Annotated in this window: 13 protein-coding genes and 1 riboswitch; of the genes, 6 read left to right on the plus strand and 7 right to left on the minus strand. The window is 45.6% G+C overall.

The window, feature by feature from the left end:
- Nucleotides 1–49: 49 nt before the first annotated feature.
- The 3 genes from QUA47_RS19555 to QUA47_RS19565 all read right to left on the minus strand — a co-directional run bounded on the left by QUA47_RS19555 (nt 50) and on the right by QUA47_RS19565 (nt 3,017).
- Nucleotides 50–1,021: a GTP-binding protein gene (locus QUA47_RS19555; protein ID WP_333431961.1), complete on the minus strand. Its 972-nt coding sequence runs from the start codon at nt 1,019–1,021 to the stop codon at nt 50–52.
- Between the two features lie 182 nt (nt 1,022–1,203).
- Complete coding sequence (gene cobW / locus QUA47_RS19560) at nt 1,204–2,238, minus strand: cobalamin biosynthesis protein CobW (protein ID WP_333171534.1); 1,035 nt, start codon at nt 2,236–2,238, stop codon at nt 1,204–1,206.
- Nucleotides 2,239–2,606: 368 nt separating this feature from the next.
- The gene (locus QUA47_RS19565) at nt 2,607–3,017 is read right to left on the minus strand and encodes a DUF1636 domain-containing protein (RefSeq protein ID WP_333285289.1); all 411 of its coding nucleotides are present in this window, start codon (nt 3,015–3,017) and stop codon (nt 2,607–2,609) included.
- 22 nt (nt 3,018–3,039) lie between these two features.
- Nucleotides 3,040–3,186: riboswitch (cobalamin riboswitch) on the minus strand.
- 134 nt (nt 3,187–3,320) lie between these two features.
- Here QUA47_RS19565 and QUA47_RS19570 point away from each other — a divergent pair.
- Both QUA47_RS19570 and QUA47_RS19575 read left to right on the plus strand, forming a co-directional pair.
- The gene (locus tag QUA47_RS19570) at nt 3,321–5,294 is read left to right on the plus strand and encodes a serine/threonine-protein kinase (RefSeq protein WP_333431962.1); all 1,974 of its coding nucleotides are present in this window, start codon (nt 3,321–3,323) and stop codon (nt 5,292–5,294) included.
- A 32-nt stretch (nt 5,295–5,326) separates the two neighbouring features.
- Complete coding sequence (locus QUA47_RS19575; protein ID WP_333431963.1) at nt 5,327–6,601, plus strand: serine/threonine-protein kinase; 1,275 nt, start codon at nt 5,327–5,329, stop codon at nt 6,599–6,601.
- Here the strand turns inward: QUA47_RS19575 and QUA47_RS19580 are convergent.
- The 3 genes from QUA47_RS19580 to cynS form a co-directional block, all read right to left on the minus strand.
- Nucleotides 6,593–7,183, minus strand: a complete 591-nt coding sequence (locus QUA47_RS19580) for a type IV pilin-like G/H family protein (RefSeq protein WP_333431964.1) — start codon at nt 7,181–7,183, stop codon at nt 6,593–6,595. The two genes, QUA47_RS19575 and QUA47_RS19580, sit on opposite strands and share 9 nt — an antisense overlap.
- A 55-nt stretch (nt 7,184–7,238) precedes the next feature.
- Nucleotides 7,239–8,621: an ATP-dependent protease ATP-binding subunit ClpX gene (clpX, locus tag QUA47_RS19585; protein WP_333285050.1), complete on the minus strand. Its 1,383-nt coding sequence runs from the start codon at nt 8,619–8,621 to the stop codon at nt 7,239–7,241.
- A 227-nt stretch (nt 8,622–8,848) separates the two neighbouring features.
- Nucleotides 8,849–9,292, minus strand: coding sequence for a cyanase (cynS, locus tag QUA47_RS19590; protein ID WP_190662463.1), 444 nt, complete (start codon nt 9,290–9,292; stop codon nt 8,849–8,851).
- A 454-nt stretch (nt 9,293–9,746) separates the two neighbouring features.
- Here cynS and QUA47_RS19595 point away from each other — a divergent pair, with 454 nt between their 5' ends.
- The 4 genes from QUA47_RS19595 to QUA47_RS19610 all read left to right on the plus strand — a co-directional run bounded on the left by QUA47_RS19595 (nt 9,747) and on the right by QUA47_RS19610 (nt 15,913).
- A complete protein-coding gene (locus QUA47_RS19595; protein WP_333431965.1) occupies nt 9,747–10,094 on the plus strand; it encodes a slr1659 superfamily regulator in 348 nt (115 codons plus the stop codon).
- Nucleotides 10,095–10,238: 144 nt separating this feature from the next.
- Nucleotides 10,239–12,377: an ATP-binding protein gene (locus QUA47_RS19600; protein WP_333285053.1), complete on the plus strand. Its 2,139-nt coding sequence runs from the start codon at nt 10,239–10,241 to the stop codon at nt 12,375–12,377.
- 543 nt (nt 12,378–12,920) lie between these two features.
- Complete coding sequence (locus QUA47_RS19605) at nt 12,921–13,196, plus strand: hypothetical protein (RefSeq protein WP_190662469.1); 276 nt, start codon at nt 12,921–12,923, stop codon at nt 13,194–13,196.
- Nucleotides 13,197–13,327: 131 nt separating this feature from the next.
- On the plus strand, nt 13,328–15,913 hold the full coding sequence (locus QUA47_RS19610) for a PAS domain S-box protein (protein WP_333431966.1): 2,586 nt from the start codon (nt 13,328–13,330) through the stop codon (nt 15,911–15,913).
- Between the two features lie 93 nt (nt 15,914–16,006).
- Here the strand turns inward: QUA47_RS19610 and QUA47_RS19615 are convergent, their stop codons facing one another.
- Entirely contained in the window at nt 16,007–16,468 is a 462-nt protein-coding gene (locus QUA47_RS19615; RefSeq protein ID WP_190738598.1) for a VOC family protein, read from the minus strand.
- Nucleotides 16,469–16,615 lie beyond the last annotated feature (147 nt).

Below are 16,615 nucleotides of genomic sequence, written 5' to 3' on the forward strand. Positions count from 1 at the left end.
CATCTTGCCTGTTCCTAAAAGGCTTATTAAAAATGCTTCAATATGTCAGTTAAACCAGACATTTCCGAAAATCCTCTCGCAATTGATTTTCGTTTAAGTTGCGACCGATGAATACGAGTTCGTTTTTCGGAGTTTCTGTAGCTTTCCAAGGTCGATCAGGTCTGCCATCAAATAGCATATGTACTCCTTGAAAAACAAATCGCTTGTTTTCTCCGGCCATATTCAAAATGCCTTTTGTCCGAAAGATATTCGGGCCTTGAGTCCGCAACAATTCCTCAATCCACTCGCTAAATTTGTTGCCGTCAATGGCACCGGATTCTACTATTGCTACGGAAGTAACTGTTTCGTCGTGTTCGTGAGTGTGTTCGCCCAAAAAGTCGGGTTCGATTTCTAATGCGCGGTTCAAATCAAATGCTTTAACGCCCAACAAAGCATCCATTGCTAATTCAGCGTTGCGGGTGCGGTGAATTTTTGCCATTGCATTCATGGCGCGAATCCGCTTTTCTAATTCTGCCAATTCTTCCTCAGTCACTAAATCAGTTTTGTTGAGCAAAACTACATCAGCAAATGCAATTTGTTCTTGAGCTTCGTCTGCGTCCCAGTGCTGCCAGATGTGCTTGGCATCGACTACGGTGACAACTGCGTCTAGCAGCAATTTGTCCCGCATATCTTCGTCTACAAAAAATGTTTGAATTACGGGTGCGGGGTCGGCTAAACCTGTGGTTTCGATGACTATGTGGTCGAATTTGTCTCGCCGCTTCATCAAGTTACCGATAATCCGAATTAAATCGCCTCGGACTGTACAGCAAATGCAGCCGTTGTTCATCTCGAAAATTTCTTCATCGGCATCAATTATCAGTTGGTTGTCGATGCCTACTTCGCCAAATTCGTTGACGATGACTGCAACTTTTTTGCCGTGTTCCTGTGTTAAAATGCGGTTCAGTAGCGTAGTTTTGCCTGCGCCGAGATAACCCGTGAGAACGGTAACAGGAACTGATTCGATCGCCCCAGCAGTCACCATACTTGACCTCGATTATTGTACAATGATAACCATTATCGTTATTGTACACCAGACTTGCTGGCAGTGGTCACAATATTAAATAATGTTAATAAATTGTTGGTGAGAGCTTGTAGGGGCGAGTTTTACCAATAATATTTGCTGCAATTCAAAATCTCGATCGACCCGCCCCTCTCAGATGACAATTAGTTGTTAATCATAGCTGCAATTCGATCGCGCTCTAACTCTCGACCGATCAGCACTAATTTGGTTTGGCGGAGTTCGGAAGGTTGCCAAGGGCGATCGTAAAAATATTCTATCCGCGAGCCCACACCTTGCAACACCATCCTCATCGGTTTCTTGGGAACCGCCACAAACCCTTTAATCCGATATATTTCCTCCTGCTGCATCAAGGATTGCAGTTTTTTCACCAAGGCTTCAGGTTCAAATTCGCGATCGGCAATAAAGAAAGTCGAGTTAATATCATCATCGTGTTCGTGTTCCTCCTCCGTGTCGTGGTGACTCGGGCGAGACTCCAAATCATCCTCAACCGCCGCATTAAATCCCATGAGCACATCAGGGTTAATTTCGCCACCTTTGCAGGGCACAATTTTCACACTCGGACGCAACTCTTGCTGCAACCAGCTTTGGACTTTCTTGTGAGTTTCCGCATCTACGCGATCGACCTTCGTTAAAAGTACCATATCGGCACAGGCTAACTGGTCTTCAAACAATTCCTCGATCGGAGTTTCGTGATCTAAACTAGAATCAGCCTGCCGCTGTGCCATCAAAGCATCGATATCACCGACAAAAGTACCGCTAGCAACAGCTTCGCAATCGACAACAGCAACAACACCGTCTACAGTAGCACCCGTGCGAATTTCCGGCCAGCGAAAAGCTTGAATCAAAGGTTTAGGAAGTGCGAGGCCCGAAGTCTCAATTAAGATACAATCAATTTGTTCTCGGCGCTTCAACAATTCCTGCATAGTCGGCAAGAATTCCTCTTGAACAGTGCAGCAAAGACAACCATTTGTTAGTTCTACAATATTGCTGCTGACATCTTCTTCTTCGTCGCAAACTTGGCAATCGCGCAGCAGTTCTCCGTCAATTCCGATTTCGCCAAATTCGTTAACCAGAACCGCAATGCGGCGACCTTGATTATTTTGCAATAAGTGGCGAATTAAGGTAGTTTTGCCGCTACCGAGAAAACCAGTGATGACAGTAACAGGGATTTTGTGCATTGATAATTTTGTGCTTATTTGGTAATGGGATATCTTGTTCCGAGGCTCTGCCTGGGAATACCGCTCTAGAGGCTCTGCCTCGCTGGAATAAAAGATCGGTTTTAATAGGAGGCCGAGCCTCTAGGTATGCGTTACCAGGCAGAGATAGTAGGTGACAACTTAAGACTGAAGCCTACAATAAAAGTCGCTTTTCGGCGAAGTCTAGATCCCCCTAAATCCCCCTTAAGAAGGGGGACTTTGAGAATATTTCTTGTTCCCCCCTTATTAAGGGGGGTTAGGGGGGATCTAGATTTCGATAAAAACAAGAGAGACGGTGCGTTGAACGTTAAGTTGCCACCAATGGGCAGATGCTAGGAACAAGAAAAACTCTAATTTGGTAGTGGTGGAATCTTTGCTAAAACGCCTTTTTTCAGAGCTTGAGGACGCTCAGACCAAGGCAACAAACCGTCCGGTTTAGCATAGTATTGACCCGCGCATTCGAGTACAGCCTCGACGCTTTCCGACTCATTTGCTGGTAAATCGCCAAACAGATAAGTGTACTTCCCCACAGCAGCAAAACACACCGCACAAGAGTGACTGCAAGCACTCATGCACTCAACCTCTTGAATCTCAAACTTATCAGAAAACTCCCAATCTTTAGCGAGTTGCGACAAATTTTCCATGAATTGTTGACCGCCGCTTTTGCCTTCGCGCTTGCCGTTTTTCCAAACACTAGCGCAAGCAGTGCAAACAAGTAGACTGTGCTTGGTGCGTACAGCCGTGTTAATTCCATCCATCATCCGTACCTCGCAGATGCGTTCAAAAGTGAGTTAGATATCGGCGGGCATTCTGACTTGAAAAACCCTTAGGGTTTCATTACAGTTGCGGGACAGCGCCGGACTTGCACCGAACTTTCCCCGTTTCCTCTAGCGACTGCTCCCCGCTAGAACCGATCGCGAAATCAAATCCTATCACACTTGCCGCCTTTTTTCAAAAAAGTTATGTTAGTAATAGCGATCGTTTCGTTCTTAGTAAGGACTTTAGTCCTTATAAGATAACGGCTTCAGGACTAAAGTCCTTACTACAAACCATAGTAATTACCTATGAACGCTTTTCCTGACTTTTCCCAACATGGCTATCAAATAAGTCGCGAACTCGGATACAACAGTTTGGGCGGCCGCGTCACCTATCTCGCCACAAAAATTAACACAAAAAAATCCGTTGTAATTAAGCAATTTCAATTTGCCCAATTAGGTGCTAGCTGGGCAGAATACGAAGCTTACGAACAAGAAATTAAAGTTTTGCAAAATCTGGATCGTCCTGGCATTCCACGCTATCTCGATTCTTTTCAAACTGACAGCGGTTTCTGCATGGTGCAGGAATACAAAAATGCCGAATCTGCTGTCGCGCGGACTTTTTCGCCGCCGGATATCAAACAAATTGCGATCGCCACTTTAGAGATTTTAGTTTACCTGCAAGCTCAGAAACCGCCGATAATTCACCGCGACATTAAGCCAGAAAACTTGTTAATAGATGACGAACTCAATGTTTATTTAGTAGACTTCGGTTTTGCACGAATTGGAGGCGCAAATATCGCGGCTAGCAGCGTTGTCAAAGGCACGATGGGATTCATGCCGCCGGAGCAAATGTTCAACCGAAAATTAACAAAAGCATCCGACCTTTACGGCTTGGGGATCACGCTGATTTGCTTGTTAACTGGTACGAAATCTGCGGATATCGGTAATTTAGTTGATGCCAATTATGGCATTCATTTCCGGCATTTAGTACCGCCGTTGCAGCAGGGTTGGATGAATTGGCTGGAAACGATGGTAGCGCCGAGGATTCAAGATAGATACAAGTCGGCTGTTGATGCTTTGACGGCTTTGAGGTCTCTTGATGTCAGCCGTTTACCTAAAGTGAGAATTGAGCGCGATCGCCTTCAATTCACCGCTACAGAATTTGGAGAAAAAGTAACACAAACCGTTACCGTAAGCAATCCAATTCCCGATACAATTTTAGCAGGTAGATGGGAAGTCGCACCGCATCCAAATGACCCGCCTCATACTCCTTACGACCACCCTTGGATTTTCTTTGAAACCTATAAATTTGAAGGCAATGAGTTTGAGTGTAAAATTACCGTAGATACGAGCAAATTGCTAGCGCGTCAAACTTATGAGCGCCAGATTATACTCCACGCGAATTCCGAGCCAGATTCCCATACAATTGCTATTCAAGTTAAAACTGCTCGTCTTCCCGAACCTAAAGAAACGCTATATTTATTTGGAGAAACACGGATTTTTATGTTTTTCTTTATCTTAGTCGGTTGGGTGCTGAGTGGCGAAATACAGCGACTAATTTTTTTGATTTCTGTAGCCGTGCTAGTCACTGGCTTTGCAGCAGCAGAAAAGACACTCAACGCAGAAGTGAATGGAACTGAAGTAAATTGGTTTGCGTCGGTCTTTGGATCCACTTTGGGAATTACAGCCATCGTTCTTGCAGCAATTACTTTTGAATCAATTTTTGGTAGTGGTTTTGGTAATACTACGGGTAAAGCAATCGCTTTGCTAGTTTGTTTTGTGGTGTCAGCTTTACTTGGTGCTTCAGTTACGAATAATAGAAACTTGACAATCGCGGCATTTGCAGTTCCTGGACTTGTGACTATGTTCTCTTCTTTGTTTTTCCTGATAGTGGGAGATATATCGGAATTACCTTTGTGGATTGCTATGGGAATGCTCTATCTTATTTTGGTTAGTTCAGGTTGTTGGCTGGTAGTTTATAAATTAGCTAAAGCTATGATTTCCGCTCAGCTTAAAAGAGGTTTTTTTAAGCACGATGCTGTGGCTATCGCATTTCTTGCTGCTGGCTTTTGGATTAGTTTAGGAGCCGGACTTCAACTGTCTTTAAAGTGGGAAAATGAGATAGGATCGGTTGAGACTATGAAAATTTTAGCTGTAGCAGGAAGTGCGATCGCCCCTCTCATCGTCACTGCTATTCCATTACTTAATCTGATTGTTTTTAAAAGAAACAGAATCATTGCCGAATATCGCAAATCCGAGCCAAATTTGATTAAACCATAACCAACCGTACTTTTCTAGTAGCAAATTATCTGATGAACGCATACCCCGATTTTTCCAACTACGGCTATCAAATAACTCGCGAACTCGGACACAATCGCGCTGGGGGGAGAGTTACCTATCTCGCTACCGAAATTAATACCCAACGTTCCGTCGCCGTCAAACAATTTCAATTTGCCCAAACAGGAGCTAATTGGGCTCAATATCAAGCGTGCGAACAAGAAACTCAGATTTTGCGAGAACTGGATCATCCCAACATTCCCCGCTATTTAGATTCCTTCCAAACTGCATCGGGTTTTTGCATGGTACAGGAATACAAAAATGCCGATTCTCTCGCTATTTGGCGCCAGCTAACACCGCCGCGAACCAAGCAAATTGCTATCTCTGTTTTAGAAATCCTGAAATACTTGCAAAACCGCGTTCCGCCAGTAATTCACAGAGATTTAAAACCGGAAAATATCTTGGTGGACGATCGCCTGAATGTCAGCCTTGTCGATTTTGGATTTGCTAGAATCGGCGGGGGAGAAGTGGCCGCCAGCAGCGTTGTTAAAGGTACTTTGGGCTTTATGCCGCCAGAACAAATGTTCAACCGCCAGCTAACAGTTGCATCGGATTTATACAGTCTCGGCGCGACGCTAATTTGCTTGCTAATCGGCATCAATTCTACTGAAATTGGCAGCTTGATGGACGATACGGGGCGGATTAATTTTAAACACTGCTTACCGCAACTAACTCCCGAATTTCTTGACTGGCTGCAAAAGATGGTGGAACCTAATTTCAAACACCGCTATCCTTCCGCCGATGCAGCACTTAATGCGTTGATTCCCTTAGAAGTAGTTCAGCAGCGCCACAACTTAAAACCGGTACTGATATCAGTCGGACTATTAACAGCAATTTCTGCTATTTTTATTCCGCTTTTTGGGAAATCTCCCGAACCTCAAACATCAGTAGATCTCAAACGAGTAATCAACTCAGCAAATTTGAACCCTAAGACTCAAGTAATGTTAACTGACGAATTAGAATCAACGAAACTTAGGGATGTTTGGTCTTTGAAACAAAACAAAAAAGTCTATTTGGCTGTGAGTGCTGCTAACTTGGCAGAAGGAGAATATAGAAGTTATTGTAAGGTAGTCAATCCTCAAGGAACATTGGCAGCCCAGAGTCAATCTTATTTAAAAACGACGGGCGATCGATTAAATACTTGGTGTTGGTACAAGTTTCAAAAAGGTGACAAGCCTGGAAATTGGCAGTTTCAATTTTACTTAGACGGTCAAAAAGTGACGCAAAATAGTTTCAAGGTTTTACCTTAACTTAGTTGTTCCGGGCTGGCAGTGAATTTCTTTGCCGTCAAAAGTTGGCGGACTCCAAGTTTCTGCATAAGTTGCGTTCACCCCATTGCTCTCGCAAATGGCAGCAATCGTTGTTATCATATCGCTACCCTTTTCTTTGAAAGCAAATACTGCGCCCGTGTAGGATTTCCCGATACTCATATCATTAGGTTTGGCGATCGCGATCGCGCTTTCAAATTGTGCCGGCTCGCGCTGATTCTGCAAGGTTTGAACTGGCCCCATTGACGATCCGATCGTGTAATTATGGTTATCTGCCTGTTCTTTAATTCCCAGACCCAATTTTGCAATGGAATCGCTAAATTGACCGTATTCTGCATAGTAAGCTTGCTGCCCTCGATTGATGCTAGCAATATATTGTTTTGCTTCCGAGAATTCCGTACCGCTGAAGATGGAGAGTGTACCGAGTCTAAAATCGTAAAATGACGCCATGAGGCCAGCCAAAACCGCGCTGTAAATTGCAATCCTCGGCAGCAAACTGGATACTGGCAATCTCGATTTTTTACTGGCTTTAGCTACATTGGCTGACATTTTTTTTACTGTCATAAAGTAAATTTGCCAAGCTTGTAGGGTGCGCCACAAGCACCCTACAGATTACAAATTATGCCGTTTCGTGCTGTTTGCGCCATGCAGGATGCCACAGCAATTCAGCAGTCGATCGCTTCTCCACCATTTCAGGAGTAATCATACAGTGAGCCACATCCTTGCGAGAAGGCAACTCGTACATGACATCGAGCATTAACTCCTCTAAAATGCTGCGGAGAGCTCTCGCGCCGGTTTTGCGACGATAGGCTTCTTGGGCGATCGCCCGCAGCGCTTCCGGCTGGAATTCCAATTCCACGCTGTCCATCTTCAACAGCTTTTGATACTGCTTCACCAGCGCATTTCGGGGCTCGGTCAATATCTGCATCAAAGCTGCTTCATCCAGCGGCGAAATCACCGTCACGACCGGAATCCGCCCGACAAACTCAGGAATCAAACCAAACTTGACTAAATCGTCCGGCTGTACCTGCTGCAAAATATCAGCAGCCCGCTTGTCTTTCGCCGGCAAAGTCGAGTTGCTGTCGCTTTCTGTTGGCTGAATAAAGCCCAAGGATTTTTTACCCAAACGCTGTTCAACTATTTTTTCCAAACCGACAAAAGCACCGCCACAAACAAATAGAATTTTGCTAGTGTCAACTTGAATAAAATCTTGGTAAGGATGTTTGCGGCCGCCTTGTGGGGGCACGTTAACTACTGTTCCTTCCAACATTTTTAGCAGCGCTTGCTGCACTCCTTCTCCCGATACATCCCTAGTGATCGAAGTGTTTTCGCTTTTGCGAGCAATCTTGTCAATTTCATCAATATAAATAATGCCACGCTGCGCCGCTTCAACATCAAAATCGGACATTTGCAACAGCCGCAGCAAGATATTTTCTACATCGTCGCCGACATATCCAGCTTCTGTCAGTGTCGTCGCATCCGCTACCGCAAACGGCACTTCGAGCATTTGCGCCAAACTTTGCGCTAACAAAGTTTTGCCACAACCTGTGGGGCCCACTAGGAGGATGTTGGATTTTTGCAGTTCTACATCGCTGTCAGGGGAAGACTTGTCGCTATCTTTAGCTTGGTCAACGCTCAAGCGCTTGTAGTGGTTGTAAACTGCTACAGAAAGGACTTTTTTTGCTGAATGCTGGCCGATGACGTGGTTGTCTAAATGCTGCTTAATCTCTGTTGGTTTCGGAATTTGAGCTAAAACGATTTTCGATTTATTCGATCGACCCGGGCGCCGCGTTCCTTGTCCCTGAGACTCTCGCACCTCTGATTGGGGAATCTGTTGACCAATTGTTTTACTGGAGTCAAAGAACTCCTCCTCTAAAATTTCATTGCACAGTTCCACGCATTCATCGCAAATGTAGACGCCGGGCCCAGCGATTAACTTGCGGACGTACTCTTGCGACTTGCCGCAAAACGAGCATCTGAGATGGGAGTCATATTTTGACATATTTGCCTCTTACTTTACGGTTGCGGTTGCTTGTTTCGACTGGGGAAGTTGCCGCGGGAGCGACCTTAGCTTTGCCCTAGAAGGGTTTCCCGAGCGGACACCCAAGCCAGTCAAGCTTCGCGATCTCTATTTCTAAGTTAACACTTTTGAGGCTTCAGTCATTAGTCATGAGTCATTCGAGCAAATTTGAATTTTTATTTTTCACTTGAAAGTAAAGCGGCCCGGGCTTACCATTTTTTGTATTCCAAAAATTTTCCCGACATAATTATTTTTACTCGATCGCCTTTTGGGTCTGCTTCTTTCTCGACATCCATAGTAAAGTCGATCGCGCTCATAATCCCGTCACCAAATTTTTCCTGTATCACTGCTTTGAGCGGCATCCCGTAAACCTGAATTATTTCATAGAATCGATAAAGCAGAGGGTCAACTGGAACCGAGGCATCCAAAGAACCTTTTAACGGAGGTTCACACAGAACCGCAGCCGTCTTGCTATCTAGTCCCAAAGCCGAGACAATTTTCTCGGCTTCCTCTTCTGATGCGGTAGCTTGACGGTAAATAACCGCAGCAATCCAAACTTCGTCGCGCCCCAAAACTTTTTCCAAATCTGCAAAACTAATTCCCTTAGCTTTTTTAGCCGCCAAAAGCTTTTCTGTAATTCCTGAAATTGCCATTAAATATTCTCCCTTTCACTTCAGTGTCAGATGTGCAATATTTCTCACATTTTGGTGATTTTGTCAATACTAATTTGAGAATAAAAATCGAATTGATAGCTCGGAACTTCAGCCAAATTTGGTCTCGTTAACCCCCACAACTCATACAATTTGAGATTTGAGATTTGAGATGTTAGATTGGCAATGACTGATGACTACTAGGGTTGAGAGCTAGTCAACAGTTGCATTCTTTTTGCCAACTGGTACCACAACTGATACAACTGAGAAATCCTAAAATAACTCATAACAGCCCTGCGACAATGGTACAGTTGGCAGTATATGTAATAAAAGTTACACACGCAAAGGCCTTCGGCATTCGGCAAACGGCTGAATTTTGATCGTGCTAGCCTGAAGCTCAATCCTCGCTCACGCAGGCAAAGCCCCTTTACACTCAAAACCGGCAACTGACAAAAGTATGGAGATTCAGACCAAAGATTACACGATCCAGTACGATCGCGCTACGCAAACAGTCACCTGTAGCGGCTCGTTCCGACTCAGCCAGGTGGAAGAATACGCACCGATCGTCGATCTGCTCAACGAAGTGGCTGACTCCTGCCCAAACACGGTGACTCTAGACTTGCGAAAGCTAGAATTTTTAAATAGTTCTGGAATGAATATTGTCTCAAAATTTGTGATCAAAGTGCGCCAGCAAAAAAATATTCAAATCGCCATCAAAGGTTCTAAACAGATCCCCTGGCAGATAAAATCCCTGAAAAACTTGCAGAGGCTGATGCCTTCCTTGCACTTAGAATTGGAACAGTAGCGAAAAAGGTAAAGATGAATCCTCGGCTAAGTCGGGGAACCCGGATGAGGGTGGCTGAAGTTAATCGGAATAAGTCATAGTTAAACTAGCACAAAACCGTAAAAAACTTCAGAACCGACTAAAAATTACCCATTTTCAATTGCTATGCAGGAAGAACCATCGACAGAACAGCTACTTTTCGACGTTCAGCGGCTGAGTGCGGAACTTGAAAACTTGAAGCGCGAAAAGGTTGACCTAGAACTTTTGCTGGAGACTACCACCGAACATTCAGATACGATGGAAGCTCACTTGCTGAGCAAAGCTGAGTTGGCGCTGCGTTCAAGCGAAGAGCAGTTTCGGGCGATCGCCTCGGCAACTCCCGTGCCGATATTAGTTTCTCGCCTCTGTGACGGCTTAATTATGTATGCGAACGCTCAATTGGCTTCTCTCCTGAACATACCCCTAGAAAAATTGATCGGCTGCAGCACTCCAGACTTTTACTTCAACCCCGCCGATCGCCCAAAGGTACTTGAGGCACTTGCTCAAAACGGATACCTCCAAAACTACGAACTCCACTGCAAAAAATCAGACGGCACCGCTTTCTGGGCGATGATCTCGGTTCAGTCGCTGGTGTTTAACGGGCAGCAGACGGCATTGTGTGCCTTGTACGACCTCACCCAGCGCAAGGAAGCAGAACAAACCCTCCAAGAGAGCGAAAAGCGGCTCCGCCGCCAGAGTTTGGCTTTGTTGCAGCTAGGTCGGCAGAGGACTCTCAATAGCGGTGCGCTGAATGTGGGAATTCGCGAAATTACCGAGGCTGCAGCCCGGACTTTGGATGTGGAAAAAGTCAGCGTCTGGCTTTACAACCAGGGAAGATTTGGAACTCGCTACCCGAGCGATCCCCAGCTAAATTTTACCGAGAGAGTGCTCGCCCACAGCCAAACAGGGCCACTCGATAAAGAGGCCGCTGCCCCAGAGCAAGACGAGGGGGTTAATCATTCTAAGTTTAAAACCCCCAACCTCAAATTAGTTTGTCTCGACTTGTACGATCGCACCCAGGAGAATCATTTGAGCCGGGAGTCCATATCGGCAAGCGATTTAAATTTATCAAGTTTAGATGTTGAAGGCGACGCACCGGGCGAAAATTTGCGATCGGACAATGCTTTAGAACCTACGACAAAGACTCAAAAATCTCTACAAACAGATTTGTCCCACTCATCTTCGGTAGCCGAACATTCCGCTGTGCTGCCAAATGCCAGCAAGCCCAATTCATCCATATTAAATGTAGCAATTAGGCTCGGCGGGCAGATCGTGGGCATCCTCTCTCTCGAACATATCGGCGCGCCCCGCCAGTGGGCTCTGGAGGAGCGCACCTTTGCTGATTCTTTGGCAAATTTGGTAGCGCTGGCGATCGAAGGATTTGAGCGCCAGCGGGCTCAGGAAGCACTCTCCAAAGCCAAAGCGCAGCTAGAAATGACCGTCGATCAGCGCACCGCTCAACTCACCACCGCCAATAAACTGCTCCGCATCGAAATTGCCGAGCGCAAAAGAGCCGAAATAGCCTTGCAAGAAGCCTTACACAAAGCTGAAGCAGCTTCGAGAGCTAAAAGCACTTTTTTAGCCAATATGAGCCACGAGCTGCGGACACCGCTAAACGCGATTATCGGTTACAGCGAAATGCTACAAGAAGAAGCACGGGAATCGGGACTCGAAGACATCATTCCCGATACCCAAAAAATTTATAACGCCGGCAAACATTTGCTGACTTTAATTAACGATATTCTAGACCTTTCTAAGATAGAAGCCGGTCGGATGGAGCTTTATTTAGAAAAATTTGACCTCAGTAATTTAATAGAAGAAGTCGTTGCAACTTTGCACCCTTTGGTCGAAAAAAATCACAATCAATTGCAAGTTTCTTGCTCTGAAAATTTGGGAGTGATGTATGCAGATTTGACTAAAGTCCAGCAAATTCTGTTTAATTTGCTATCCAATGCCCTGAAGTTTACCGAAGGTGGAACGGTGCTGTTGAGCGCGACTCGCGAACCAGCAGGCGGGAGCGATTGGGTTTATTTGCAGGTATCTGATACGGGGATTGGAATGTCGGCCGAACAGCAGCAGGGTTTGTTTGAACCTTTTATTCAAGGGGACGCTTCGACTACTCGCAAGTACGGCGGCACCGGTTTAGGATTGGCCATTAGCCGCTTGTTTTGTCAGATGATGGGCGGCGATATCACGGTTGAGAGTCAGTTGGATGTTGGCTCTACTTTTACTGTTCACTTAAAGGCAGAAGTGGATATTAGTTAAAAGCAAGTTGGGTAACTAGAAATGTAGGGGATTTAAGGGATTTAACGGGTGGGGTTTTGCCAGGAATTTTGTACCGGATTTAACGGATTTAACGGATGGCAAAAGAGGGAATAGTTTCCCAATTACCCATTCCCCCCTTAGCAATTAGCCATTACCAATTACCCATTCGCTTTTTAATTGTGACACCGATCGCGATCGACCTCTGTTGTCGATCACACAGTAGCATTTTTTTTCAGCCTAGAATACGTATATTATCCCAAAATTGTCCTGCAGGCACGATCGGGCGCCTCGCTGCATTTACAAATCCCACCTCAACCTAATTAAGGGGGTGGGGGGTTGCTTCCAGAAGGGCAATTTGGTAAAAGTAATGCTATGGTCGCGAAGCAGTAGAAGGCAAAAGTTAACAGGAAATCAGGAAGTTTCAAAAGTCTCTGGACGCAGAAACACAATTCTGCTTTTTACCTTCATACTGCTTCTACAGGCGAGATAGCACTGCTGCTGAAAGCAATGCACAATTTCTCAGAATCAAAGGAGTGCATCTACATGATTAAACCTTGCAGTCAACCGCTACAAATAAATCCTTTTACTTGTTATCGCGATCCGGCTACAGGCAGGTGGACTACTGTAGTTACAAGTGTTCCAAACACTTGCGAAACAGACTCTAGTTTAAAAGCAGAAGCCGAAGGCGAAAACGAAGGTAAAGCAGAAACGATCCTTTCTGCTCCGCCTGCTGTCTCGGTGTCGAAAAAAGTCCTTTCTTTCTCCGTGCCTCAGTTTAAACACCGTGCCAAAAAATCTGCTGTTAGTGTCAGCAGGTAGTTATCGCAGGGGTCTAATCTAGTTTCCACGGTTAGTCCCCGGCGCTCGTCAAACCAAACAAAACAAACTTATCCATAGCCTAAACAGCCAAAAAGCGATATACTGGCAGCAAACTTTCTCCTTCAATATCCGTGAAGTATTTGCTCGATCGCTGCCTCCGCTTTGTATGGACAGAGCGACCAATTCGCCAGCGGGGAACAGTCATCATTGCTATTCCCATGATTCTTCTGTTTGCTTCGCTGCTAGCAATTGCACGCCTCCGGGAGATTACTCTAGAGATAAGAGAGCGAGCAGATACTAATAGGGAAATACTTCAGGAAACTAACCGCTTGTTAACCCTCGTGGTGGATGCGGAAACGGGCATTCGAGGTTACGGGTTGACGAAGCGCCCCGAATTTCTCTCACCCTACTTAGAAGCCAAGAAGAGTTTGCCTCCGCTACTGGATGAACTCAAGGTTATGCTTCAAGAAAACCAACTGCAAGCTCAGCGATTTGAAGGTATAAAAAAAAGTACCGAAGAGCATATAAATTTCTTGCAAAACACTTTGAATAAGCTCGACAGTTCGGCAACAAGCGTGCAGTCGCCGGAAATAATTGAGGTGTTCACTCAAGGCAAATTGAGGAGGGATAACCTGCGCGCAAAAATTAATACCTTTTATGAGGCCGGCGAAGCCTACCAGAAAGATCTAGATCAGCAAAGACGAGGTTTGATAGATTTCACTAATTTTGTGCAAGTTGCGGGTTTGCTTTCCGGCTGTTTGGGTGCAGGGGCTTCCTGGTATTTATTTGATAGTTTAGAGAAGGAATTGAGGAAGCGCGAAGCTGGCTTGGAAGAAAGTAAAACTCGCATTCAAGCTGTAGTAGACAATGCGGCTGACGGTATTATTACTTTGGACGCACAGGGAAATATTGAGTCTTTTAATAGGGCAGCAGAAAAGATTTTTGGCGAGAAAGCCGATCGAATAATTGGCTCGAACCTGCGGCGGCTGATAGCTCAACCGCAGCCGTACAGCAGCGTGGGAGATTATTCAATCGAATATTTTGTGTTACATCCCGATACTACGCTGAAGGCTTACCAGCAAGAAACAGTTGGACTTCGCCACGACGGGACTAAGTTTCCCATGGAATTGGCTGTCAGCGAAATGCGTCTGGCCGATCAACACTTGTTTATTGCAATTTGCCGCGATGCCAGAGGACGGAAACAAGCCGAGGAAACTCTGCGAAAGCAAGCGCAAATGCTGGATTTGGCAAACGATACCATCGCGGTACTAGACTTGAACGGGGCGATTTCTTATTGGAATTCGGGGGCAAAGTGGCTCTACGGCTGGCGGAAGTCACAAGCCATAGGAAAAAATATTCACCAGCTTTTACAAACAGAATGGACTCAACCTTTTGAGGTAATTCAAAAAGTCTTTTTCGAGCGGGGTTCTTGGCAAGGGGAACTGGTGCGTACCAAGGCAGACGGCACAAAAATAACGGTGGCAAGCCGATGGACTTTGCAGCATGACGATCAAAATCAACCCGTGGCTATTTTGGAAATCAGCAACGATATTAGCGATCGCAAACGCTCAGAAATTGCTTTGGCCCAAAGCGCGCAGCGGTTTCGCGCCACTTTTGAGCAGGCGGCAGTCGGCATGGTTCAAACCAGTGTGGAAGGCAAATTTCTGTTAGTCAATCAAAAACTGTGCGAAATTTTGGGCTACAGCCGCCAAGAATTGGGGGAGAAAAGATTTCAAGACATTACTTGGCCCGGAGATTTGGCAAGCGAACTGGAACTTTTGCGCCAATTGTTAGCCGGAGAAATTGAAAATTTCTCTCTGGAAAAGCGCTACATCTGCAAAGAGGGAGAGTTGGTGTGGGCAAACTTAACGGTTTCGCTGCTGCGAGAACAAGATGGCAGTCAGTTTCTGATGGGTGTGGTAGAAGATATTAGGGAGCGCAAAAAAGTGGAGGAATCGCTGCGGTTGCGCGCTCAAGAATTGAGGTTGACAGCCCAAAATCTGGCTCAAACGACGAATGTTTTAAGGAAGCGGAATCAAGAATTAGACCAGTTTGCTTATGTAGTTTCTCACGATTTGAAAGCGCCGCTCAGGGCGATCGCAAATCTCAGCAGTTGGATAGAAGAAGACCTCAGCGAGTCGATGACAGAGGATACTCTGCACCAAATGAACCTGCTGCGCGGCAGAGTTCACCGGATGGAAGGTTTAATTGAGGGACTGCTGCAATATTCCCGCGTCGGACGGATTCAAGTGCCTTCAGAAATGGTAAAAGTTGAGAATTTATTAGAAGAAATTATTGATTCGTTGGCGCCGCCGTCTGAATTTGAGGTGAAAGTTGAACCGGGAATGCCAAATTTTGTCACCGAAAAATTGCCGCTACAGCAGGTTTTTTCTAATTTAATTAGCAACGCAATTAAGCACAACCGAGCTGAATCGGGTTATGTAAAAATATCGGTTAAAGAGTTAGATAATTTTTACGAGTTTTCTGTAGAGGATGACGGGCCGGGGATTGCTCCTCAATATCACGATAAAGTTTTTGTGATTTTTCAGACCTTGGAAGCTCGCGATAAAGTAGAAAATACTGGGATTGGTTTGTCGCTGGTGAAAAAAATTGTCGAAGGTCAAGGGGGCAGTATTTCCCTCGAATCTGCCGAAGGTGAGGGAGCAACTTTTCGGTTTACTTGGCCGAAGCAACCTATTAGCCAAGAGGGAACATAAAACAACTTTAAAGGTAGGATGTTTGCGGATCGCCGCGCTCCACAGAGTAAATGTAGGGTGCACCCGGACTGCAAAGAACCAGATAGCGACTGTTTAAACTGCATCACAACGGATTTCGATGATAAATCCATCAGGATCGTAAAAGTAAATGCCGCGTCCTGTAGCGCGAGTGACGGGGCCGCTGTCGATCGCAATTTGATTTGACTTTAGCACTTCCAGAGCGCGATCGAACAAATCCGGCTCTATATCGAAGGCTAAGTGGTTGGCGCGAGTAAAAGCTTTCTCCGGGTCTGGGTTTGGCGGTTCTAAGTCGGGCTGCCAAAATAAGTCAATAACAGTGCCGTCAGGGGTAACGAAATTCGCGACTTTACCAGCGGCTACCATTTCTGTTAAAGTTGCGGGAATTTCTGCACCTGTTAGTTCGTGCAGGCCGAGAATTGTACCGTAGAAGTGGCGGGAAGCTTTCATGTCGCGCACGTTTAAAGCGATATGGTGAACGCGGCGCAAATTCCCCGGCGCGAGGGCAATTTTGACGTTGTTTTGGGTAGTTTGCATGATTTTCAATTGCGGATGTTCAAATTGAATGTAGTTTGATTTATTCAGATCCTCTGCTGTAAAATAAGCAGGCGTTGCTGAATTGAGGTATGATCCGACGACCGTCCCTGGCAGTTCAGGTCGAATAGCGCTCAAATCAGAGTATAT

The organism is Microcoleus sp. MON2_D5 (genome assembly GCF_036701905.1).
Lineage (GTDB): Bacteria > Cyanobacteriota > Cyanobacteriia > Cyanobacteriales > Microcoleaceae > Microcoleus.